This window comes from Mesorhizobium sp. 10J20-29 (assembly GCF_054130485.1).
Genome location: NZ_CP199156.1, coordinates 375,564 through 397,351 on the forward strand (window position 1 = coordinate 375,564; position 21,788 = coordinate 397,351).

Annotated in this window: 20 protein-coding genes; 5 read left to right on the plus strand and 15 right to left on the minus strand. The window is 62.5% G+C overall.

Annotated elements, in window-relative coordinates; all coding sequences use genetic code 11:
- Positions 1–53 precede the first annotated feature (53 nt).
- From ACT2BZ_RS01855 to ACT2BZ_RS01885, 7 genes are all read right to left on the minus strand, one after another.
- Complete coding sequence (locus tag ACT2BZ_RS01855; protein ID WP_457938867.1) at positions 54–614, minus strand: sarcosine oxidase subunit gamma; 561 nt, start codon at positions 612–614, stop codon at positions 54–56.
- Entirely contained in the window at positions 607–3,594 is a 2,988-nt protein-coding gene (locus ACT2BZ_RS01860) for a sarcosine oxidase subunit alpha (protein ID WP_457938869.1), read from the minus strand. Before ACT2BZ_RS01860 ends, ACT2BZ_RS01855 begins: the two co-directional genes overlap by 8 nt.
- Positions 3,591–3,971: a sarcosine oxidase subunit delta gene (locus ACT2BZ_RS01865; RefSeq protein ID WP_457938870.1), complete on the minus strand. Its 381-nt coding sequence runs from the start codon at positions 3,969–3,971 to the stop codon at positions 3,591–3,593. Before ACT2BZ_RS01865 ends, ACT2BZ_RS01860 begins: the two co-directional genes overlap by 4 nt.
- Positions 3,972–3,980: 9 nt before the next feature.
- Positions 3,981–4,406: a hypothetical protein gene (locus ACT2BZ_RS01870; RefSeq protein ID WP_457938872.1), complete on the minus strand. Its 426-nt coding sequence runs from the start codon at positions 4,404–4,406 to the stop codon at positions 3,981–3,983.
- The gene (locus ACT2BZ_RS01875; protein WP_457938874.1) at positions 4,406–5,659 is read right to left on the minus strand and encodes a sarcosine oxidase subunit beta; all 1,254 of its coding nucleotides are present in this window, start codon (positions 5,657–5,659) and stop codon (positions 4,406–4,408) included. Before ACT2BZ_RS01875 ends, ACT2BZ_RS01870 begins: the two co-directional genes overlap by 1 nt.
- Before the next feature lie 124 nt (positions 5,660–5,783).
- Positions 5,784–6,995, minus strand: a complete 1,212-nt coding sequence (locus ACT2BZ_RS01880; protein WP_457938876.1) for an MFS transporter — start codon at positions 6,993–6,995, stop codon at positions 5,784–5,786.
- A 126-nt stretch (positions 6,996–7,121) separates the two neighbouring features.
- Entirely contained in the window at positions 7,122–8,405 is a 1,284-nt protein-coding gene (locus ACT2BZ_RS01885) for an Hsp70 family protein (RefSeq protein ID WP_457938877.1), read from the minus strand.
- 234 nt (positions 8,406–8,639) lie between these two features.
- On the opposite strand from ACT2BZ_RS01885, the gene rpsU reads away from it, so the two are divergent.
- The 5 genes from rpsU to ACT2BZ_RS01910 all read left to right on the plus strand — a co-directional run bounded on the left by rpsU (position 8,640) and on the right by ACT2BZ_RS01910 (position 13,031).
- Entirely contained in the window at positions 8,640–8,900 is a 261-nt protein-coding gene (gene rpsU, locus ACT2BZ_RS01890) for a 30S ribosomal protein S21 (protein WP_457938879.1), read from the plus strand.
- A 142-nt stretch (positions 8,901–9,042) separates the two neighbouring features.
- Positions 9,043–9,822, plus strand: coding sequence for a tetratricopeptide repeat protein (locus ACT2BZ_RS01895; RefSeq protein ID WP_457938881.1), 780 nt, complete (start codon positions 9,043–9,045; stop codon positions 9,820–9,822).
- An 800-nt stretch (positions 9,823–10,622) separates the two neighbouring features.
- Positions 10,623–10,901: a DUF992 domain-containing protein gene (locus ACT2BZ_RS01900; protein ID WP_457938882.1), complete on the plus strand. Its 279-nt coding sequence runs from the start codon at positions 10,623–10,625 to the stop codon at positions 10,899–10,901.
- Between the two features lie 63 nt (positions 10,902–10,964).
- Positions 10,965–11,450: a DUF992 domain-containing protein gene (locus ACT2BZ_RS01905; protein WP_457938884.1), complete on the plus strand. Its 486-nt coding sequence runs from the start codon at positions 10,965–10,967 to the stop codon at positions 11,448–11,450.
- Positions 11,451–11,606: 156 nt separating this feature from the next.
- Positions 11,607–13,031, plus strand: a complete 1,425-nt coding sequence (locus ACT2BZ_RS01910; protein WP_457938885.1) for an MFS transporter — start codon at positions 11,607–11,609, stop codon at positions 13,029–13,031.
- On the opposite strand, the gene ACT2BZ_RS01915 is transcribed toward ACT2BZ_RS01910, so the two are convergent.
- The 8 genes from ACT2BZ_RS01915 to ACT2BZ_RS01950 form a co-directional block, all read right to left on the minus strand.
- Positions 13,028–14,446, minus strand: a complete 1,419-nt coding sequence (locus ACT2BZ_RS01915) for a hypothetical protein (RefSeq protein ID WP_457938886.1) — start codon at positions 14,444–14,446, stop codon at positions 13,028–13,030. The genes ACT2BZ_RS01910 and ACT2BZ_RS01915 overlap by 4 nt on opposite strands.
- A gap of 123 nt (positions 14,447–14,569) precedes the next feature.
- A complete protein-coding gene (locus tag ACT2BZ_RS01920; protein WP_457938888.1) occupies positions 14,570–15,967 on the minus strand; it encodes an NAD(P)(+) transhydrogenase (Re/Si-specific) subunit beta in 1,398 nt (465 codons plus the stop codon).
- 1 nt (position 15,968) lies between these two features.
- Positions 15,969–16,397: a proton-translocating transhydrogenase family protein gene (locus tag ACT2BZ_RS01925; RefSeq protein ID WP_457938889.1), complete on the minus strand. Its 429-nt coding sequence runs from the start codon at positions 16,395–16,397 to the stop codon at positions 15,969–15,971.
- On the minus strand, positions 16,397–17,704 hold the full coding sequence (locus tag ACT2BZ_RS01930; RefSeq protein ID WP_457938890.1) for a Re/Si-specific NAD(P)(+) transhydrogenase subunit alpha: 1,308 nt from the start codon (positions 17,702–17,704) through the stop codon (positions 16,397–16,399). Before ACT2BZ_RS01930 ends, ACT2BZ_RS01925 begins: the two co-directional genes overlap by 1 nt.
- A gap of 97 nt (positions 17,705–17,801) precedes the next feature.
- The gene (locus ACT2BZ_RS01935) at positions 17,802–18,029 is read right to left on the minus strand and encodes an aa3-type cytochrome c oxidase subunit IV (protein ID WP_457938891.1); all 228 of its coding nucleotides are present in this window, start codon (positions 18,027–18,029) and stop codon (positions 17,802–17,804) included.
- Positions 18,030–18,174: 145 nt separating this feature from the next.
- Positions 18,175–19,443 (minus strand): DUF2254 domain-containing protein, encoded by a 1,269-nt coding sequence (locus ACT2BZ_RS01940; protein WP_457938892.1) that lies wholly within the window; start codon positions 19,441–19,443, stop codon positions 18,175–18,177.
- A complete protein-coding gene (locus ACT2BZ_RS01945; RefSeq protein ID WP_457938893.1) occupies positions 19,443–20,270 on the minus strand; it encodes an ABC transporter ATP-binding protein in 828 nt (275 codons plus the stop codon). The genes ACT2BZ_RS01940 and ACT2BZ_RS01945 overlap by 1 nt, the downstream gene beginning before the upstream one ends.
- 139 nt (positions 20,271–20,409) lie before the next feature.
- The gene (locus ACT2BZ_RS01950; protein ID WP_457938894.1) at positions 20,410–21,723 is read right to left on the minus strand and encodes an ABC transporter substrate-binding protein; all 1,314 of its coding nucleotides are present in this window, start codon (positions 21,721–21,723) and stop codon (positions 20,410–20,412) included.
- Positions 21,724–21,788 lie beyond the last annotated feature (65 nt).

Sequence of the window (21,788 nt, forward strand, 5' to 3'; positions counted from 1 at the left end):
CACCTATGCGTTGGATCAGCTTCGCAACGCAGGCCTGCTTGCAAGGTTCCGGGTCAGGCTGCGTCGGTCGCCGCGTCGGTGAGAAAAGCTAGCACGTAATCCGAGAAGGAGCGCCAGCATTCGACGCGAAAGCTGTCCTCGGCATTGCGCAGAAGCACGATTTCGGCCTTGCCCAGGATGGTCCGCGAGCAGGCGCCGACCGGAAAGGCGGCGAGCGACAGGTCCTGCGGGCATCCGGCGTTGAGCGTTTCGGCAGCACGCGGGCCGGTGACCGAGAGGCCGACATTGCGGTGCGAGACGCCGACCGCCGAGTGCAGCACCTTGACGCGGGCGCAGTCCTCGAGCGGGTCCTTGCCGCCGTCGTCGATGACCAGCCATTCGTCCGGACCGAGCCAGAGCGCGCTGCGGCTGCCCTTGGTGACTGAACTCTTCGGCGACGCCGGCAGTTTCAGGCCGAGTGCCTTTGACAGGGCGGCAAGCGACTTTTCCGGCGCGCGCAGCGCCAGGCGATGCGACGGCGCCAGCACGGCGATCCTTGCGCCATCGGCGGAAAACTCCCGTCCGGCGAAAATCGGGGAACGGGCGGCGGTGGCGATCTTTGCGGCCTTAGCCATTGAGGCGGCCTCCCTTCTCGTCGAAGAATACCGGCGAGCAGACCTCGACCTCGATCGGGCCCTCCGGCATCGGAACGAACAGCGTCTCGCCCATGCGCTCGCGGCCGCCTGCCAGCAGCGCCAGCGCGATGGAGCGGCCGCAATTCTCCGACCAGTAGCTCGAGGTGACATGGCCGATCATGGTCATCGGGATCGGTTGCCGCGGATTGGCGACGATCTGCGCGCCCTCTTCAAGCACGGTCTTCGGGTCCTTGGTCTTCAGGCCGACGAGCTGCTTGCGTCCCGGCGCCACGAGATCCGGGCGGGTCAGGCCGCGAATGCCGACGAAATCGGTCTTCTTCTTGCCGATCGCCCAGTCGAGGCCGGCGTCGTTAGGCGTCACGGTGCCGTCCGTGTCCTGGCCGACGATGATATAGCCCTTCTCGGCGCGCAGCACGTGCATCGCCTCGGTGCCGTAGGCGCAGGCGCCATGCTTCTGGCCCTCGGCCCACAGCGCTTCCCATACGGCCTGGCCGTAATCGGCCGGCACGTTGACCTCGAAGCCGCGGTCGCCGGTGAACGACATGCGGAAAAGCCTAGTCGGCACGCCGCAGATCGTGCCCTCGCGCACCGACATGTGCGGCATGGCCTCGTCCGACATGTCGATGCCCTCGACCAGCGGTCCGACGATCCTGCGTGAGTTGGGGCCCTGCACGGCGATGACCGCCCACTGTTCCGAAATGGAGGTCAGCCAGACGTCGAGCTGCGGGAACTCGGTCTGGAGGTAGTCCTCCATGTGGTTCATGACGCGCGCGGCACCGCCGGTCGTGGTGGTGACGTGAAAACGGTCGGGCGCCAGGCGGCCGACAACGCCGTCATCATAGATGAAACCGTCCTCGCGCAGCATGATGCCATAGCGGCAGCGGCCGGGCTCGAGCTTCTCCCACGGGTTGGTGTAGAGCAGCTCCATGAACTTTGCCGCGTCCGGGCCGACGACCTCGATCTTGCCGAGCGTCGAGGCGTCGAACAGGCCGGCCGTCTCGCGCACCGTGCGGCATTCGCGGTTGACCGCGGCTTGCATGTCCTCGCCCGCCTTGGGGAAATACCAGGCGCGCTTCCACTGGCCGACATCCTCGAACACGGCGCCGTGTTTCTGGGCCCAGTCATGCGTCGCCGTGCGCCGCGTCGGGTCGAACAGGGGACCGCGGCCATGGTTGACGATGGTGCCGAAGGTGACCGGCGTGTAGGGCGCGCGGAAGGTGGTGAGACCGACCTCCGGGATGTCCTTGCCGAGCGTCTCGGCGGCGATCGCCAGGCCGTGCATGTTGGACGTCTTGCCCTGGTCGGTAGCCATGCCGTTGGTGGTGAAGCGCTTGACGTGCTCGATCGAGCGCATGCCCTCGCGCACGGCGAGCCGGATGTCCTTGGCGGTGACGTCGTTCTGGAAGTCGACGAAGGCCTTGACCGTCTTGTCGGCTCCCGCGCCCGGACCGGCGCCGAGCATGCCGCCCGAAAAATTCTCGCCGGAATCGACCTTGGGCTTGGTTCCCTTGGTCACGCTGCCGCCCGCTTCCTTGGCCGCCTTGGCGCCGGCCGCCCAGGCCTGGTCGAGCGTCGCAGAGAGGCTGTCGGTGCCGTTGCAGGCGCCAACGGAGACGCAGTCCTGTGCATAATTGCCCGGCAGGAAGCGCTTGGTGGCGTCGTCGAAGACGACCTTGCCGCGCGACTGCGAGAAGAGATGCACCGACGGGGTCCAGCCGGAGGACACCAGAAGCGCGTCGACCGGAATGGTGCGCGCAACACCCCCGCCCTTGGGCTGCACGGTCATCGACGAGACGCGGAGCTTGCCGCCGACGCCGACGACACCACGGCCATGATGGATGTCGATGCCGAGCGAGCGCGCCTCGTCGACCAGCGGGCCGGCGGGGTTGTCGCGCAGGTCGACGATCGCCGCGATGCTGACACCCGCCTTCTTCAGGTCGAGCGCCGCGGCATAGGCGGAATCATTGGCGGTGTAGACGCCGACATTGCGGCCTACGGTGACGCCGTAATGGTTGAGATAGGTGCGCGCCGCCGAGGCCAGCATGACGCCCGGCCGGTCGTTGTCTGCGAATACCATGTGACGCTCGATGGCGCCGGTGGCAAGGATGACGCGCCTGGCGCGCACCTGCCACAGCCGTTCGCGCGGCAGGCCCTTCGGATCGGCGAGATGCTCGGTGACCCGCTCGGCGAGTCCGACGAAGTTCTGCGCGTAATAGCCGAAAGCGGTCGTGCGCGGCAGGATGGTGACATTGTCCATGGCCGCGAGTTTCGCGACGCTGGCCTGCGCCCAGGCCCATCCGTCCTGGCCGTCGATGGCGGCACCCGCCTCGTAGCGCATGGCGCCGCCGAGTTCGGCCTGCTCGTCGCAGATGACGACGCGAACGCCGGTTTCTGCCGCCGCAAGGGCTGCCGCGATCCCAGCGGCGCCGCCGCCGAGCACCAGCACCTCGCAATGCGCGTAGCGCGCCGCGTAATGGTCGGGGTCCGGAAGGTCGGGCGCGACGCCGAGGCCCGCCGCAGAGCGGATCACCGGCTCGTAGAGGCTCTTCCATGCCGCCTTCGGCCACATGAAGGTCTTGTAGTAGAAGCCGGCCGAGAACATCGGCGAGACCACGTCGTTGACTTCGCCGACGTCGAAGGCGAGCGACGGCCAGCGGTTCTGCGAGCTTGCCGAAAGTCCCTCATAGAGTTCCTGCACCGTGGCGCGGACATTGGGCGTCTTGCGCGCCGCATCGCGCTCGACCGAGACCAGCGCGTTGGGCTCCTCGGCACCTGCCGACAGGATGCCGCGCGGCCGATGATACTTGAACGAGCGGCCGACCAAATGCACGCCATTGGCAAGCAGCGCCGATGCCAGCGTGTCGCCGGAAAGACCGGCATAGGGCTTGCCGTCGAAGCTGAAGCGGGCGGTGCGCGACGACAGGCGGCCACGGCCGGCGATGCGGAAGCTCGCCGTCATTTCGCCTCTCCCTTGCTGGCCGGCTTGCGGCGCGGGCGCTTGACGTTGAGCTGATCCGGCGGACGGTTGGCATAGGCCGCGGGGCCGCTTGCCGATTTCGGCATCGACGGCTTCGGCGCTCCGGCCTTGTAGGTGGTGATGAAGCGATCGGTGACGGTGTCGCGCGCCGCGTTGAAGAAGCGCGCGCAGCCATGCACGTGGCGCCAGCGCTCGAAGATCACGCCCTTGGGGTTGGAGCGGATGAAGAAGAACTTTTCGAAGTCCTCGCCGCTCTCCTCGGCAATGCTGGGCGAGCGCGCGATATGGGCCTCGCCGGCGTTGCGAAACTCGAGTTCCGGACGCTCTTCCTCGCAATAGGGGCAATGGATGAGAAGCATGTTCTTTCCTCAGAGCTCGTCCGGCTGGGGCGAAGCCTCGTCGCACAGGGCGAGGCCCATCTCCTCGAAGGGAGCAAGGCGCCCGACGAGTGTCTCCAGCGTGTCGAAAGGCAGATAGAGCGCGCGGTCCTCGAACGAGGCAAGCAGTGCCAGCGGATTGGTCGATACCACCGCCATGCGCGGAAGCGTCATGTTGCCGAGCTCCTGCGGCACGTCATCGCGCCACGGCTCGGCAAAGAAGACCATCTCCCTGCCGTTGAGCGAGACGCAGCTCAGCGTGCCGGAATCGACCGAGAAGGGCCATTCGTGCTCGCTCGTCGCCCGGTTGATCTCCAGCTCCGGAAAGGTGCTGACAAGACGCAGCGCGTCGCCGTGTACGCCCTGGGCGATGGCGAGTGGCGCGGCAAAGGCAAAGGTTGCGGCGGCCAGATGCATCAGTGCGCCACGGCCGCGGCGGCGGCCTCGTCGATCAGGCGCCCGGTGCGAAAGCGCTCCAGTGTGAAGGGAGCGTTGATCTTGTGCGGCTCGTCATTGGCAATGGTGTGCGCGAAGACATGTCCCGAACCCGGCGTCGCCTTGAAGCCGCCCGTGCCCCAGCCGCAATTGACGTAGAGGCCAGGCACCGGCGTCTTGGCGAGGATAGGCGAGCGGTCCGGCGTGACATCGACGATGCCGCCCCACGAGCGCAGCATCTTCATGCGCGTGAACATCGGGAACATCTCGCAGATGGCGTCGAGCGTGTGGGTGAGGATATGGAGCCCCCCCGTCTGCGAGTAGGAAATGTACTGGTCGGTGCCCGCGCCGATGACCAGTTCGCCCTTGTCGGACTGGGAAATATAGGCGTGCACCGTGTTCGACATGACGACGCATGGAAACACCGGCTTGACCGGCTCCGACACCAGTGCCTGCAGCGGGTAGGATTCGAGCGGCATGCGCACGCCGGCCATGTTCATGATGACCGAGGAATGGCCGGCAGCAACGACGCCGACCTTCTTGGCACCGATGAAGCCGCGCGTCGTCTCGACGCCGGTGACCGCGCCGTTCGGCGCGCGCTTGACCCCGGTGACCTCGCAATTCTGGATGATGTGGACGCCGCGCGCCGAGGCGCCGCGCGCATAGCCCCAGGCGACAGCGTCGTGGCGGGCAGTGCCGCCGCGCCGCTGCAGGGCGGCGCCGACGACCGGATAGCGCGCATCGCGCGAGGTGTTGAGCGGCGGGCAGAATTCCTTGGCCTGCTCGCGGGTCAGGTATTCGTTGTCGATGCCGTTCAGCCGGTTTGCGTGGACGTGGCGCTTCAGCACCTGCACGTCGTGCACATTGTGCGCCAGCATCATGACGCCGCGGGCCGAATACATGACGTTGTAGTTGAGCTCCTGCGACAGCCCGTCCCACAGCTTCAGCGCATGGTCGTAGATGCCGGCCGATTCGTCATAGAGGTAGTTGGACCGGATGATGGTGGTGTTGCGGCCGGTATTGCCGCCGCCGAGCCAGCCCTTTTCCAGCACCGCCACATTGGTGATGCCGTGCACGCTCGCAAGATAATAGGCCGTCGCCAGGCCATGGCCGCCGGCGCCGACGATGATGACGTCGTATTCCGCACGCGGCTCGGGCGACGACCACTGCTCGTCCCAGCCCTTGTGGGCGCGCATCGCTTCGCGGGCGATGGCAAATACCGAATATTTCCGCATGCTTCCCCTGGCCTCGTGACTGCCGGGACGGGATCGGTCCGTCCGAGGGCGTCATGTACCACTAGCGAAAAGCCCGTGTCACCCTTGCTTTATTTGCGACGGGGGCTGCCGCTTTGGGCTGCGGCTATGTAGCCGACCGCGCCGAGCCGGTGCTGGGAAGCAGGATCGTCAGCAGCCCGACCAGCGGCAGGTAGGAGCAGATCTGGAAGACATACTCGATGCCGCGGGCGTCGGCGACGACGCCGAGAACTGCCGCGGCGATGCCGCCCATGCCGAAGGCGAAGCCGAAGAAGATGCCCGCCACCATGCCGACCCGGCCGGGCACCAGTTCCTGCGCGAAGACGACGATCGCGGAAAAGGCGGACGACAGGATCAACCCGATCAGGACAACCAGCACGTTGGTCCAGACCAGGTTTGTATAGGGCAGTGCGAGCGTGAAGGGCAGAACGCCGAGGATCGAGAACCAGATCACCGTCTTCGGCCCGAAACGGTCGCCGAACAGGCCGCCGAGCAGGATGCCGAGCGCCGAAGCGCCGAGGAACAGGAACAGCATGACCTGCGAGGCCTGCACCGAGACGCCGAACTTCTCGATCACGAAAAAGGTGTAGTAGCTGGCGATGCCCGCCGTATAGCCGTTCTTTGTGAAGGTCAGCAGCGCAAGGATGACAAGCGCCGAGGTCACCTTGGAGCGCGGCAGGCCAGGGAAGCGCGAGGCCGCCGGCTTGCGCAGATGAGCCGTCTTGAGGTGCGCGCTGTACCAGGCGCCGACCCGCCTGAGCACGACGATGCCGACGAGCGCGCCAAGCGCAAACCAGGCGACGCTGCCCTGGCCGTAGGGCACGACGATGAAGGCGGCGAGCAGCGGTCCCATGGCCTGGCCGAAATTGCCGCCGACCTGGAAGGTCGACTGCGCAAGGCCGTAGCGGCCACCCGAGGCCAGCCGCGCGACGCGCGAGGATTCGGGGTGGAAGATCGCCGAACCGAGGCCGATGCAGGCGGCGCCGATGAGCAGCATGACATAGCTGTGCGCGGTGGCGAGCAGGATCAGGCCGATCATCGAGGAGGTCATGCCGACTGGCAGCGAATAGGGCATCGGGCGCCGGTCGGTATACATGCCGATCGCCGGCTGGAGAAGCGAGGCCGTCACCATGAAGGCCATGGTGAGCAGGCCGATCTGCCAGAAGTCGAGCTGGAAATCTTCCTTCAGCATCGGATAGAGCGCCGACAGCAGCGACTGCATCACATCGTTGATGAAATGGCAGAAGCTGACGGCCAGGATAACGGCAAACACGGTGCCATCGGCAACCGCCGGCGAACGGACAGTGGTATCGGTCAATGCATGCTCCCTGCCCTGCTGGCGCAGGTGACAGATATTCGCTTTTGCCCTTAAACCCGCAAGCTGCAACGCGAATGTGTCAGATCGGGCTAGTTCTCGGACCAGTTGCAACGCCGCATGGCGCAATCAGGCCGATTTCCGCACGCTTTCAGTACCGGCAAACTTACGGCCCGCATCGAGCGCGAGGCCGAGCCCGACGCTGCCGAAACGGTCGCCGGCCACGACCTTGGCGCCCGGGAACAGGCCGAGCATCGCCGTCCTCAAGACGGGCACGGCAGTCGACCCGCCGGTCAGGAAGATCGTGTCGATGCGCGACGCCGGCAGCTGTGCCTGGGCGAGCATGGCGCGGACCGTGTCGGCGACGCGGCCGACGGCGTCGGCGACGGCGCTTTCGAACTGCGCGCGCGAGACCTTGACGGCAAGATCGCCGTCGGAAAGGCCGAGCCTGATACCGGTTTCGGCCTGCTCGGTGAGGTCGATCTTGGCCTGCTCGACTGCGCCGGCCAGCGCGTGCCCCTGTCGGTGCGTGACGATGTCGATGAGACGCTCGACGAGTTCCGGCTTGGCCGCCTCGTAGCGCATCTGCCGCAACTCGGTCATCGCCTTCGGCGTGTAGAGGAGATTGATCCGCTGCCAGGTCGAGAGGTCGACGTAATAGGCGGCGGGCAGGTTGCGCTTGCCGTCGCGCGTCGGCGTCAGGTAGCCGAGATCGCGCATGACACTGGCGAGCGACAACAGCCGGTCGAAGTCGGTACCCCCGATATGCACGCCGGCATTGGCAAGGATGTCCTCGCGTCGGTCCGCGGCATTGCGGCGTTCCGGCGACACCCGCACGATCGAGAAGTCGGAGGTGCCGCCGCCGATGTCGACGATCAGAGCCAGTTCCTCGCGCGTCACCGACTGCTCATAGTCAAGCGCCGCGGCAATCGGCTCGTACTGGAACTCGATATGCGCGAAGCCCTGGCGGCGCGCGGCCTTGCCGAGCTCCTCCTGCGCCGCGGCATCGGCCACGTCATCATCGTCGACGAAATGCACGGGGCGACCGAGCACGACATTGTCGACCGGTTCGCCGAGGGCCGCGTCAAGCTTCGACTTCAGATGACCGATGAATTCGCCGATAATGTCGGAAAACGGCACCGAGCGCGACTTGATGCGCGTCTTTTCGTGGATCAGCGAGGATCCGAGGACACTCTTGAGTGCGCGCAGCAGCCGCCCCTCGGCATGATCGGTATAGTCGGCGATAGCGCGGCGGCCGAAGCGCGTCGCATTATCCTCGAAATTGAAGAAGACGGCGCTCGGCAGAGTGGTCTGCTCGCCCTCCAGCGCAACGAGGCGCGGCCGACCGTCGGCGAGGATGCCGACGGTCGAGTTCGAGGTGCCGAAGTCAATTCCACCGAAGGCCGGGGGCATCACATATCCCATGGGTTGGGGGGGCGCGCCGAAGCGGCGGGGAGTGGCCGCATACACAAGCCGGGCGGCAATGTCGAATGCAAAAGACCGCATCGGGCTGGCCCACGCAAACTGCCACTCGACATCGGTCGCCGATTCTGCTAAGTGCCGCCGCAATTCGCGGTGCAGGCTACCGCGGGGGCTTTAGCCTATACGGCTTGGCCATTGGTCTTTTGAACACGAACAGGAACGCCCGTGCAGGTACTCGTCCGCGACAACAATGTTGACCAGGCGCTCCGCGCGCTCAAGAAAAAGATGCAGCGCGAAGGCATCTTCCGCGAAATGAAGATGCGCGGCCACTACGAGAAGCCGTCCGAAAAGCGCGCCCGCGAAAAGGCCGAGGCCGTTCGCCGCGCCCGCAAGCTGGCCCGCAAGCGCGCGCAGCGCGAGGGATTGCTGCCGATGACGCCGCGTCCGGCGGCTACCGGAGCAGGCGCAGGCCGCCCGGCGCGGTAACTATCGCCTATCTTTCGTCTTTTTCCGGCAATACCACGAAGGTGGGGCGATGCGAATCGCCGCCACCTTTCGTTTTTCGCCGCGTGCGAGGGAATGCGGCGCAGACGGCAAGAATTTGGCAGTGCAAGGGGATAGTCTCGTAATGAATGCAGCCACTGGCGACCGCAGGCTCTCGATGCGGAGCGGCGCGATGATGGCGGCAGTCCTTGCCGCGGGCCTTGCCCTTACGGCCTGCCAGAGCAGCGGCCCGACGGGCGAGTTGGCCACAATCGACACCGCGCAGGGCTCCGAGCAGAACATCGCCTCGCTGACGGCCGTGATCGCGCGCAACCCGCAGGATCCTGAAGCCTACAATGTGCGCGGCTCGGCCTATGGCCGCGGTGGCAAGTACAACGAGGCGCTGAAGGATTTCGACACCGCCATAAAGCTGCGGCCGAATTTCTACCAGGCCTATGCCAACCGGGCGCTGATCTACCGCTTCACCGGGGACCAGACACAGGCGCTGGCCGACTACAATCGCTCGATCCAGATCAACCCGAACTACGACGCCGCCTATATCGGCCGCGGCAATCTCTACCGCAAGGCGGGCGCAGTGTTTTTTTTTTTTTTTTTTTTTTTTTTTTTTTTTTTTTTTTTTTTTTTTTTTTTTTTTTACGATGCGCCAGGCCAGGAAAAAAAAAAAAAAAAAAAAAAAAAAAAAAAAAAAAAAAAAAAAAAAAAAAAAAAAAAAAAAAAAAAAAAAAAAAAAAAAAAAAAAAAAAAAAAAAAAAAAAAAAAAAAAAAAAAAAAAAAAAAAAAAAAAAAAAAAAAAAAAAAAAAAAAAAAAAAAAAAAAAAAATTTTTTTTTTTTTTTTTTTTTTTTTTTTTTTTTTTTTTTTTTTTTTTTTTTTTTTTTTTTTTTTTTTTTTTTTTTTTTTTTTAAAAAAAAAAAAAAAAAATTTTTTTTTTTTTTTTTTTTTTTTTTTTTTTTTTTTTTTTTTTTTTTTTTTTTTTTTTTTTTTTTTTTTTTTTTTTTTTTTTTTTTTTTTTTTTTTTTTTTTTTTTTTTTTTTTTTTTTTTTTTTTTTTTTTTTTTTTTTTTTTTTTTTTTTTTTTTTTTTTTTTTTTTTTTTTTTTTTTTTTTTTTTTTTTTTTTTTTTTTTTTTTTTTTTTTTTTTTTTTTTTTTTTTTTTTTTTTTTTTTTTTTTTTTTTTTTTTTTTTTTTTTTTTTTTTTTTTTTTTTTTTTTTTTTTTTTTTTTAAAAAAAAAAAAAAAAAAAAAAAAAAAAAAAAAAAAAAAAAAAAAAAAAAAAAAAAAAAAAAAAAAAAAAAAAAAAAAAAAAAAAAAAAAAAAAAAAAAAAAAAAAAAAAAAAAAAAAAAAAAAAAAAAAAAAAAAAAAAAAAAAAAAAAAAAAAAAAAAAAAAAAAAAAAAAAAAAAAAAAAAAAAAAAAAAAAAAAAAAAAAAAAAAAAAAAAAAAAAAAAAAAAAAAAAAAAAAAAAAAAAAAAAAAAAAAAAAAAAAAAAAAAAAAAAAAAAAAAATTTTTTTTGTTTTTTTTTTTTTAAAAAAAAAAAAAAAAAAAAAAAAAAAAAAAAAAAAAAAAAAAAAAAAAAAAAAAAAAAAAAAAAAAAAAAAAAAAAAAAAAAAAAAAAAAAAAAAAAAAAAAAAAAAAAAAAAAAAAAAAAAAAAAAAAAAAAAAAAAAAAAAAAAAAAAAAAAAAAAAAAAAAAAAACTTCGACACCGGCATGATCTCCAAGCTCGGCGTCGACCTCGGCAAGACCCACCAGGGCTCGCTGCAGTGGGCGGTACTTGCCGTCAGCCGCAACTATGACGAGGGCCAGCTGGCCGGCAACTACTTCGGCGTCAATGCCGAGGCGAGCGTCGTCACGGGCGGCGGTGCGAACCTGCTGACCGGCGGTTTCCGCGACTCCTTCACCCTGCAGCCGCTCAGCGTGCAGGCACAGACCGGCCTGAACGTGGCCGTTGCCGTGACCTCGATCGAGCTCATTTCCTCGCTGAAATAGCGACCCAGGACGGGTGGCCTGAACCAGGCCGCCCCATCGGCTCAAACGAAGCAGGAGATTGACATGAAAAAGACGATCGCTACTGCCCTCTTTGCCCTTGCTGCCGGCGCGGTATCGCCGGCGCTTGCCCAGCAGCCGGGCGTGGAACTCGGCGTGCTTGAGTGCCAGATCGACGGCGGCGTCGGGCTGATCATCAGCTCGTCCAAGGACATGAAGTGCAACTTCTCGCCGAGCGACAACACTTTTGCGCCGGAGCCCTATTTTGGCGTGGTCAACAAGTTCGGCATCGACATCGGCGTCACCGAGGCGACCACGATGAGCTGGCTGGTGCTGGCACCGAGCAGCAACATCTATGCGCCCGGCGCGCTGGCCGGCGACTATGTCGGGGCAAGCGCCGAGGCCTCGGCCGGCATCGGCGGCGGCGCCAACCTGTTGATCGGCGGCACCGGCACCAACTTCACGCTGCAGCCGCTCAGCCTGCAGACGCAGACCGGCCTGAATCTGGCCGTCGGCGTCACGCAGTTTCAGTTGCGCAGTTCGTCCAACTGAATATTTCCCGGGAAACCGGGAGCAGGCACAAGGCCGGCGGTAACTCCGCCGGCCTTTTTTTTTGCGCCCGATCCGCAGGGGCCGGAGCAATGCGGACTGACTGGACCCATCCCTAGCGCTTGCTGACCGGCGGAGCCTTGTCTATTCGCAGGCACCATGGAGCATCAGGCTGCAAACCGGGCTGACTGGCGAGCGCTATGGGCAAGCGGCGACCTCGCGCGCTTCTGCTTCATCAGCCTGGGCATCATGCTGCATGCCACCAACGAGACCATGGTGGCGACGATCATGCCGGCCATGGTCGCCAACCTCTCCGGGGTGGAACTCGTCGGCTGGGCACTGGCGATCTACGAGCTCGGCGCCATCGTCGCGGGCGCCGCCGCAGGGCGCATGATCAGCTACGTGCCGCTGCGCACCAACATGGCCGTTGCCGCCGGGCTCTATGCGGTGGGTGCGCTGATCTGCGCCACCTCACCCAACATGATCGTCTTCCTCGCCGGCCGCCTGATTGAGGGTCTTGGCGGCGGGGCGCTGGTGGCGCTCGCCTTCGTCTCGGTCGAGCGGCTCTTCCCGCGGCGCATCTGGCCGCAGCTCTTCGGCGTGATGTCGGCGATCTGGGGCGTGGCCGCCTTCAGCGGCCCGCTGCTCGGCGCACTGGCTGCCGAGATGCTGTCGTGGCGCTGGGCCTTCGGCATGTTCACGGCAGCCGGCCTGGCGATGGCGCTGGCCTGTTTCGCGGTACTGCGCAGCCCCGAGGCAACCAGGCGGCGCGCCGGCGCGGTGGCGCCGCCCTTCCCGCTGCCTGCGCTTTGCGTTCTGGCCGCCGGCGTGGTGCTGATCGGGCTTGCCGGCGTCGGCATCGCGCCGTTGCGCTCCAGCCTCTTCCTGATCTGCGGGCTGGCCGGACTGGTGCTGTTCTTCGTCATCGATGGCTGGCGGCCCGCTTCGCGGCTGTTTCCGTCACGCCCGTTCAGCTGGCGCACGCCTGTCGGCAGCGGCATGACCATGGTGCTCGCCTTTTCGGTCGCCACCTGTTCCTTTGCCGTCTACGGCCCACTGATCATGACGACGCTGCACGACATTCCGATCCTGACGGCCGGCTACATCATCGCAGCCGAATCGGTCGCCTGGTCGATTCTGTCGATCATGGTCGCCAATGCGCCGCCGCAACGCGAACGTCTGATCATCGTGACCGGCGCGCTGATGATCGCCGGCGGGGTTGCCGGTTTCGCCTATGCCATGCCCGTCGGCTCGATCCCGCTGATCCTCGCCTGCGCCATCCTGCAAGGGGGCGGCTTCGGCATCGCCTGGCCCTTCGTGACGCGGGTCATCGTTGCCGTCGCCGACCCGGCCGAGAGCACCATTGCTTCCTCGGCCATCCCGACCATGCAGCGCATCGGCTACGCCGTGGGCGCGGCCCTTTGCGGCATCATCGCCAATGCCAGCGGATTTTCCCAAGGCCTGTCGCCGGAGACCGCGCAAGGCGTGGCGCGCTGGCTCTTCCTCGCCTTCCTGCCGCTTGCGGTCCTCGGTTGCGTCGCGGCCGTCAGGCTCTCGCGGCCGGTCCCCGGCAACTCGCTCTAGCTTTCCAGACGTCGGCCGAGATCGACAGCGTCGCGCAGCACCTCGAGATGGCTGCGCCTGATGCCGGCGGCAGCTTCCACCTCGACGCCCTCGGCATCGAGGGACCAGTAGAGCGTATGGGTGAAGGTGCGGCCCAGCCGACCTTCCAGGCGCACCTGGACGTTTTCGACGCCGCCGCCGAAATTTTCCGTCATGTCGCCGGAGATCGGATCGCCGGTCGAAAGCAGGTTGCCGATGTCGTAAACATTCGTCCAGCGCGTCGCGGCAAAGCAGGCACCGTGATGCATGGCGCGCACCCTCGGCCTCTCGTAATACATCACGTCGGGCTCGCTGGCGCTGTCCGACAGCGGCGGGCAGATCGAGAAAAGACGCTCGGCCACTCCTTCGCGGAAGGCGTCCTCGTTCTTTGCCATCAGGAACTCGGCATGCGTGAGCGGGCTGCCGAGGGTAACGAAATCGCTGATCTTCCAGACTGGCTGGTCGCCGTCGCGCGCCCTCAGAAGCGTGTGCAGCCTCCACTGCGCGGCTCGGAACGCAGTCCTTTCCTCATCGGCAAGTTGCCTGGGAAAAGCGCCAGGCAAGGCGGCATGAGCGCCGGCCTCGCGGATTGCCGCGATGAGGGCCCTGTCACCTCGCATGGTCAGGCCGCCCGGACGGCGCTCGGCCCACAGTATCTGCAAAAGGTCATAGGCGAGGATGGAGCCAAGGCTGTGGCCAACGAGGACGATGCGGTCGTAGCGCGGGTCGTCCGACAGTTCGCGCAACAGCTTCAGGCCGCGCTCGCGCACCTCGGCCCGCTGGGCGACGGTTGTCGGCGTTGCCTGGACGTAGGAGGCGACGTCGCCGAAATAGGGCACGACGAACTGGTCGAGAAACCAGAACAGCACGGCGCCGACCGCCGCGATGATGGCGGCGAGCAACGGGTTCCAGAACGAGCCGAGCGCGACCAGGAAAGCGACGACGGCAAACAGCACCGTCACGACGGCGGTGGCGATGTAGAGGCGCCTGGCGTCGGCGGGAATGTCGTCCGGCTTGCGCCAGAGAAGCTCGAGCACCCAGGCGACGAGGCGCGAGCGGGTCGTGCCGCGCGTCACATCGGCCCAGTAGAGCTCGTAGAAATCGGTCCGGATACCGTTCACGTAGGGCGTGGTGATGCGGCGCAGCTCATGCGAGCCGGCCCGCTCGTCGGGCGTGATCCAGGTCTTGTTGGCGTTCGGGTGGCCGGCCTCTCGCCGTAGCCTGGCATCGCGCGACCACACCGCCTCGACAAAGCTCCGCAGCGTCGACATCGGCCGCTGCTCGCCCATGCCGTGGACGATGACCACGGCCTGGCTCCGGCGGCCAGCGTCGGGCTTGCCGGGCACGGCATCTGCGACCTTCTTCTTGTCCTGCCTGGCTACGGGTTTTCTGGGCATGGAAGTCTCCCTGTCCAAGAAAATTCTGCCTCGCCGACATGAGGCTTCGGCTTTCAACCATAGCACGAATGAAAAAGCCCGGCGCGCGGGCCGGGCTTTTCGAACATTGTCTGCCTTGGCAGGTCAGGCCTCGATAGCCTTGACGATCTCCTCGGTCATCTTCTTGGCGTCGCCGAGCAGCATCATCGTGCCGTCCTTGTAGAACAGCGTGTTGTCGATGCCGGCATAGCCGGAGCCGAGCGAGCGCTTGACGAACAGGCAGGTGCGCGCCTTGTCGACGTCGAGGATCGGCATGCCGTAGATGGGGCTGCTCTTGTCATCACGCGCGGCCGGATTGGTGACGTCGTTGGCGCCGATGACATAGGCGACGTCCGCCTGCGCGAACTCCGAATTGATATCCTCGAGCTCGAACACCTCGTCATAGGGCACGTTGGCCTCGGCGAGCAGCACGTTCATGTGGCCCGGCATGCGGCCGGCGACCGGGTGGATGGCGTACTTGACCTCGACGCCATGCGCCTTGAGCTTGTCGGCAAGCTCGCGCACCGCATGCTGCGCCTGCGCCACCGCCATGCCGTAGCCCGGCACGATGATGACCTTCGAGGCGTTGGCCATCAGGTAGGCGGCGTCGTCTGCCGAGCCCTGCTTGACCGTGCGCTCGATGCCGTCGTCGGCAGCAGCCGCCGTCTCGCCGCCGAAGCCGCCGAGAATGACCGAGATGAAGGAGCGGTTCATGCCCTTGCACATGATGTAGGACAGGATCGCGCCAGACGAGCCGACCAGTGCGCCGGTGATGATCAGCGCCAGGTTGCCGAGCGTGAAGCCGAGTGCCGCGGCTGCCCAGCCGGAATAGGAGTTGAGCATCGACACGACAACCGGCATGTCGGCGCCGCCGATCGGGATGATCAGCAGCACGCCGAGAAGCAGCGAGGCGGCGACGATCAGCCAGAAGACGGTAAAGCTCTCGGTGGTGACGAGCAGCACGATGAGCACCACGAGCGCGATGGCGAGCGCAGCGTTCACGACATGGCGCATCGGCAGCATGATCGGCTTGCCGGACATGCGGCCGTCGAGCTTCAGGAAGGCGATGACCGAGCCGGTGAAGGTGATGGCGCCGATGGCGACGCCGATCGACATCTCGACCAGCGCCTGGCTGTGAATGTCGGCGACGGTGCCGATGCCGAAGCTCTCGGGCGAATACATTGCCGCCGCTGCAACCATCACTGCGGCGAGGCCGACGAGGCTGTGGAAGGCGGCGACGAGCTGCGGCATCGAGGTCATGGCGATGCGCCGCGCGGTGACCGCGCCGACGCCGCCGCCGATGGCGAGCCCGAGCACGATCAGCGCGAAGCCGCCGAGGCTGGGCGTAGCCAGCGCCAGCGTGGTGGCGATGGCGATGGCCATGCCGATCATGCCGTACATGTTGCCCTGGCGGCTGGTCGTCGGATGCGACAGGCCGCGCAGCGCCAGGATGAACAGGATGCCGGAGACGAGGTAGAGGAAGGAGGCGAAGTTGGCGTTCACGTCACTTTTCCTTCTTCTTGTACATCGCCAGCATGCGCTGGGTGACGAGGAACCCGCCGAAGATGTTGACCGAGACCAGCATCAGCGCGACGAAGCCGAAGCCGGTGGCGAGGCCGGATGCCGAGATGCCGACCGCGAGCAAGGCACCGACGACGATCACCGACGAGATGGCGTTGGTAACGGCCATCAGCGGCGTATGCAGCGCCGGCGTGACCGACCAGACGACGTAGTAGCCTACGAAGATCGCCAGCACGAAGATGGCGAAGCGGAAGACGAAGGGGTCGATGGCGCCGCCAGACAGCGCATGTGCGGCGTCGCCCGCGGCGTCGGCAGTGCCCGGCGCGTTGGCGAGGTCCTGGACGCCCAGCCGGACGGCCGCGGCGGCCCGGTCCAGCTGGTCGAGAGCCTGTTCGAGAGCGGTCTTTTCCATCACGCGGTCCCTTTCGGTGCGGCTGGTTTCTTCGCGGCGGCCTTCTTCGGCGCTGGCTTCTTGGTTGCGGCCTTCCCGGGCGCTGCCTTCTTCGGCGCGACATCCAGGCCGGGCTCCGTGCCCTTGGCCGCCTTGGCAACGGCCTTGTCGGCCGGAGCGGCTGCGGCCGGCGCTGCCTTGGCGAAGTTCGCATGCACGACCTTGCCGGCGTCGGTCAGCATGGTCGCCTTGACGAGTTCGTCATCGCGGTTGATCGCGAGTTTCTTTGCTTCCTTGTCGACCAGCGTCTCGACGAAGGCGAAGAGGTTCTTGGCGTAGAGGAGCGAGGCAGACGCCGCCACACGACCCGGCACGTTGAGGTGGCCGACGATCTTGACGTCGTTCTTGGTGGTGACGACCTTGCCGGCCACCGCGCCTTCGACATTGCCGCCGCGCTCGACCGCGAGATCGACCAGCACCGAACCCGGCTTCATCGAGGCGACCATGGCGGCCGAAACCAGCCTGGGCGCCGGCCGGCCGGGGATCAGCGCCGTGGTGATGACGATGTCTTGCTTGGCGATGTGCTCGGCGGTCAGCGCGGCCTGCTTGGCCTGGTATTCCTTCGACATTTCCTTGGCGTAGCCGCCCGCGGTCTCGGCGGCCTTGAACTCCTCGTCCTCGACGGCGAGGAATTTTGCGCCGAGCGAGGCGACCTGTTCCTTGGCGGCGGGGCGAACGTCGGTGGCGGTAACCACGGCGCCCATGCGGCGCGCCGTGGCGATGGCCTGCAGGCCGGCGACACCGACGCCCATGACGAACACCTTGGCGGCCGGCACGGTGCCGGCGGCGGTCATCATCATCGGCAGCGCGCGGTCATATTCGGCCGCGCCGTCGACCACCGCCTGGTAACCGGCGAGGTTTGCCTGCGAAGACAGCACGTCCATCGACTGGGCGCGGCTGATGCGCGGCATGAACTCCATGGCGAAGGCGGTGATACCGGCCTTGGCCATTGCGGCGACTGCCGCATCGTTCCCGTAGGGATCCATGGTGGCGACGACAGCTGCGCCCGACTTGTAGCCCTTCAGCTCGGAATCGGTCGGGCGGCGAACCTTGAGCAAGATGTCGGCCTTGCCGGCGTCGGACGCCTTGCCGATAGTCGCGCCGGCCTTGGCGAATTCGTCATCGGTGATGCGCGAGGCGAGCCCGGCGCCCTGCTCGACCACGACGGTGAACCCCAGGCCGGAAAACCGCTTCACCGTATCGGGTGACGCAGCCACACGCGGCTCGTTGGAATCGATTTCCTTCGGAATGAAGATAGTCTGTCCCACCGCAAAATCCTTTCGGCTGGAACCGGTCCAGCTTACAGCCCGGGCATGGAGGACCGGACTTCAGTCGATATGACCTGATGTCTGGGGTCGGAGCCCCTTAACGCAGAAGGTACCAGCCGACGGCGCAGATGGCTATCAGCAGAACCGAGGCCGAGAAGAAGCCGGCGCTGGTGAAGAAGCCGAACGCCATGGCGATCAGCAGGGCCACGCAGAACAGCGTGATGTATTTTGTCAGCGCGAGAAATCCGGCATAGGTCTTGTTATGCTCGGGATAGTCCATCTTCGCGCCAGTTTCGATGGGTCCGGTCGGCGAGTGGTCAGCCATGAAATACCTCCAGGAAAGCCTCAAGGGCACATAACGAAAAGCCGCCGGGAGGGCAATGCCGCTCAGCGTCCCAACAGGCGATAGGTGTGCGAAAGCGAAAAGGCAGGTGGAGCGACCGCGACCGGGCGGTGCCCGATGAAGCAGGCTATCGGTCGAGGTCACATACCCTCTCAGCGAGACCGCGCAGGGTGGCGCGGTCATGCTCGATGGCGAGCGCTGCCTCTGCCCGTTCAAGCGCCAGCTGCGAATGCCGGATGGCATTGTCACGGAACCGCTCGCCCTCCATCCGGCCAAGCATGAGCAGCGCCTTCTGCAGCCTGATGTGCACCTCGACGACCGACGCCCCGTCGCGCGCGATCGGCGTAAAGATGTCGTCGAAGAGGTCGTCGAGCTCGACCGGACGCACGCGCAGCCTTGGATACACGACCTCCGCCTCGCCGTTCTGATCGGCATGGCCCGACCAGACGGACAGCACGCGCACCGCGCGGCCGATGACGTCGATCGCCGTGCCGGGATCGTTGAGCGCCGTCGACAGCGCACGCGAGGCGATTTCGCTCAGCACGCAGAGACCGAAGCGCGGGTCCTGGTCGAAGGAACGTTCGTCGCCGATCGTGAAGGCCTTGGCCGCCTCGGAGACGCCGTCCTCGTCGAGGCCTTCGCAATAGGCGAGCGGCCGGCTCGGATCGATGAAGGAGCCGGGCAGCGCGACAATATGAACCATGCCCCCGGCCGCCTCGGCGAGTTCCGAAAGCGCGCCCGCGTCGACGTGCTGGACGTAGCCTATCCGGTCGGCGAAGGCCGGCAGGACGGTGTCGGAGGGCGCGGCCTCGGCGTCCAGCCTCATGCCGCCGAGATAGGGCCTCTCGATGCGCCCCCGCATCGCCTTGACGGTAGCGTGTTCGACCTTCTCCGTCGTCTCGCCGACCCGACCGAGCCGCGACAGGTGGTCGATCCAGCGCAGCAGCGTCAGGACAATGACTATGATGACGCCGATGGTGACGATGAAGACGACGACGCGGCCGCCGTCGCCATAGGCCCCTGTGCTGAGCACGACGATGCCGACGACGCTGAACAGGAACGAGCCGATGAAGGTGGCGAGCGCATTCTGCGCCGTGGAATCCTCCATCAGCAGCTTGGTGGCGCGCGGCGACACATTGTTGGTGGCGGCGGTGAAGGCGGCGACCATGGTCGACAGCGAGAAGATGGTGACCGCCAGCATGCTCGACGCGATGATGCCCAGAACGTTGTCGACCGCGTCGGCGCCGATCTTGGTCTGGATGTCGTCGGGAATGTAGGGTTTGGCGAGGATCGCGACGAAGGCGGTCGCCACCGCCAGCACCGAAAACAGCGAGGCGCGAACCCACAGCTTGCGGCCGAACTGCAGCAGCACCCATTCCAGGCGGGAAGTGGTCATCACGCCAGCCAGCGCTTGCGGCGCTTGTAGTGCTTGACATCCTTGAAGGATTTTCGCCCCTCGCCGGCAACGCCAAGATAGAATTCCTTGACGTCCTCGTTCTCGCGCAGCGCCGATGCCTCGCCATCAAGCACCACCCGCCCCGATTCCAGGATGTAGCCGTACTTGGCGTAGCGCAGCGCAACGTTAGTATTCTGCTCGGCGAGCAGGAAGGAGACGCCCTGCTCCTCGTTGAGCTTGCGGACGATTTCGAAGATCTCCTCGACGAGCTGCGGCGCCAGGCCCATCGACGGTTCGTCGAGCAGGATCATCTTCGGCTTCGACATCAGCGCGCGGCCGATGGCCGTCATCTGCTGTTCGCCGCCCGAGGTGTAGCCGGCCTGGCTGGAACGGCGGACCTTGAGGCGCGGGAAATAGTCATAGACGAGTTCAAGGTCGCGCGTGATGGCGGCCTTGCCGTCGCGCCGCGTGTAGGCGCCGGTCATCAGATTGTCCTCGACCGAGAGATGGCCGAAGCAGTGCCGGCCCTCCATCACCTGGATGCAGCCGCGGCGCACCAGATTGTCAGGCGACAGCGACTGCACCTCGGCGTCCTCGAAGACGATGGTGCCCTTGGTGACCTCGCCCCGCTCTGCCCTGAGCAGGTTGGAGATGGCCTTCAGCGTGGTTGTCTTGCCGGCGCCGTTCGCGCCGAGGATGGCGGTAATGCCGCCGGCCGGCACGGTGAGCGAAACGCCCTTCAGCACCAGGATGACACGGTCGTAGATCACCTCGATATTATTGACCGAGAGGATCGGCGCGTCGGGCGTCTGGGCGGTTTGGTTCATGCTTTCTCCAGCTATAACGGCATCGCGCTTCGCGCGGGTGCCGGGAGACGAACGCAGCGGCGGGCGTTTCGATGCACCGTCTCCCGGTCCCGATGGAAAGATCGGCCCCCAACCGCTGCCGGCAAGGGGCCGAAGGCGACTACATCTTGCAGTCTTCGTTGATCGGCCAGGGCGCGTTGGCCTCAGCGTATTTCTTGGCTTCGGCTTCGACCAGCGGCTCGATCACGCTCTCGTCGGCCTGCAGCAGGTCGGACACCTTGACGAACTTCGCCCCGTCCCATTCGAGCATCCAGCCGCCGGCATGGCCGGCGTGGTTGGCGCAGGAGGTCGAGAAGGGCGCGATCATGCCGGTCATGCCGATCTCGGCCAGCTTGGCATCGTCGATCTTCAGGTTTTCCAGGCCCCAGCGAAGCTGCTCGGCGGTGACGACCTTGGTGTCGAAATGCTCCTGGGCGGCCTTGATGCCCTCGACGGTGAACATCGAGATCAGCACGCCGCGCTGGTAGAACACCCAGTCGAACTCACCTTCGCCGATTTCGGTCTTCTTGGGGTCGAGGACGTATTTCTTGATGTCCTGCATGACGGGAGAATCCGACACCGGCACGCTCCACGAGATCGAGCGGTAGCCCTTGCCGGCCTCGCCGACGCTTGCCATGTCGCCGTCGTGACCGGACCACCAGATGCCGACGAACTTGTCCATCGGGAACTTGGTCTTGGCCGCCTCGGTGAGTGCACCGGCGTTCATCGCGCCCCAGCCCCACATGACGACGAAATCGGGCTTCTCGCGGCGGATCTGCAGCCACTGGGCCGACTGATTCTGCATCTCCTTGAGGCCGACCGGGATCGGCAGCAGGGTGAAGCCGTGCTTCTCGGCCAGCACCTCCAGCAGCGGGATCGGCTCCTTGCCATAGGGGTGGTCGAGATGCAGCAGGACAATCTTCTTGCCCTTCAGGTTGTCGAGATTGCCGTCAGAGATGTTCTTCAGGATCATCGACGCACCATCCCAGTAGGAAGCCGGCATGTTGAAGGCCCAATGGAACACCTTGCCGTCCGCCATCGGCGAGAAGCCGTAGCCAGGGGCAAGAATCGGAATCTTGTCGACGTTCGACTTCGGCAGCACCTGCAGCGTGATGCCTGTCGACCAGGGCTGCGTGATGATGCCGGTGGCCTTGGTCTTCTCGTAGCACTCGACGCCCTTTTCGGTCGAATAGCCGGTCTCGCATTCCTCGTAGCCGAGCTTGACGCCGTTGACGCCGCCGTCGCGCTCGTTGAGCATCGTCATGTAGTCGCGCTGGCCGTTCATCAGCGGGATGCCGGTCGCGGCGAACGGGCCGGTCCGGTAGGACAGGTTGGGCAGGCTGACGCTGTCCTCGGACATCGCCGGCGCCGCCGACAGCATGCAGGCGGCAGCGAGGGCCGCCGGCAGCAGGAGATTGGTCCTCAGTCTCTTCATGTCATTTCCTCCACTTTTTTCATTTCACTATCCGGACCGGGCGGATTACCCCGAACCCGGCGGCC

What these genes read in the sequence shown, in the direction of transcription:
- ACT2BZ_RS01855 (WP_457938867.1), bottom strand. Translation starts at nt 614, where the DNA reads ATGGCTAAGGCCGCAAAGATCGCCACCGCCGCCCGTTCCCCGATTTTC.
- ACT2BZ_RS01860 (WP_457938869.1), bottom strand. Translation starts at nt 3,594, where the DNA reads ATGACGGCGAGCTTCCGCATCGCCGGCCGTGGCCGCCTGTCGTCGCGC.
- ACT2BZ_RS01865 (WP_457938870.1), bottom strand. Translation starts at nt 3,971, where the DNA reads ATGCTTCTCATCCATTGCCCCTATTGCGAGGAAGAGCGTCCGGAACTC.
- ACT2BZ_RS01870 (WP_457938872.1), bottom strand. Translation starts at nt 4,406, where the DNA reads ATGCATCTGGCCGCCGCAACCTTTGCCTTTGCCGCGCCACTCGCCATC.
- ACT2BZ_RS01875 (WP_457938874.1), bottom strand. Translation starts at nt 5,659, where the DNA reads ATGCGGAAATATTCGGTATTTGCCATCGCCCGCGAAGCGATGCGCGCC.
- ACT2BZ_RS01885 (WP_457938877.1), bottom strand. Translation starts at nt 8,405, where the DNA reads ATGCCCCCGGCCTTCGGTGGAATTGACTTCGGCACCTCGAACTCGACC.
- ACT2BZ_RS01895 (WP_457938881.1), top strand. Translation starts at nt 9,043, where the DNA reads ATGAATGCAGCCACTGGCGACCGCAGGCTCTCGATGCGGAGCGGCGCG.
- ACT2BZ_RS01900 (WP_457938882.1), top strand. Translation starts at nt 10,623, where the DNA reads ATGATCTCCAAGCTCGGCGTCGACCTCGGCAAGACCCACCAGGGCTCG.
- ACT2BZ_RS01905 (WP_457938884.1), top strand. Translation starts at nt 10,965, where the DNA reads ATGAAAAAGACGATCGCTACTGCCCTCTTTGCCCTTGCTGCCGGCGCG.
- ACT2BZ_RS01910 (WP_457938885.1), top strand. Translation starts at nt 11,607, where the DNA reads ATGGAGCATCAGGCTGCAAACCGGGCTGACTGGCGAGCGCTATGGGCA.
- ACT2BZ_RS01915 (WP_457938886.1), bottom strand. Translation starts at nt 14,446, where the DNA reads ATGCCCAGAAAACCCGTAGCCAGGCAGGACAAGAAGAAGGTCGCAGAT.
- ACT2BZ_RS01925 (WP_457938889.1), bottom strand. Translation starts at nt 16,397, where the DNA reads ATGGAAAAGACCGCTCTCGAACAGGCTCTCGACCAGCTGGACCGGGCC.
- ACT2BZ_RS01935 (WP_457938891.1), bottom strand. Translation starts at nt 18,029, where the DNA reads ATGGCTGACCACTCGCCGACCGGACCCATCGAAACTGGCGCGAAGATG.
- ACT2BZ_RS01940 (WP_457938892.1), bottom strand. Translation starts at nt 19,443, where the DNA reads ATGACCACTTCCCGCCTGGAATGGGTGCTGCTGCAGTTCGGCCGCAAG.
- ACT2BZ_RS01945 (WP_457938893.1), bottom strand. Translation starts at nt 20,270, where the DNA reads ATGAACCAAACCGCCCAGACGCCCGACGCGCCGATCCTCTCGGTCAAT.
- ACT2BZ_RS01950 (WP_457938894.1), bottom strand. Translation starts at nt 21,723, where the DNA reads ATGAAGAGACTGAGGACCAATCTCCTGCTGCCGGCGGCCCTCGCTGCC.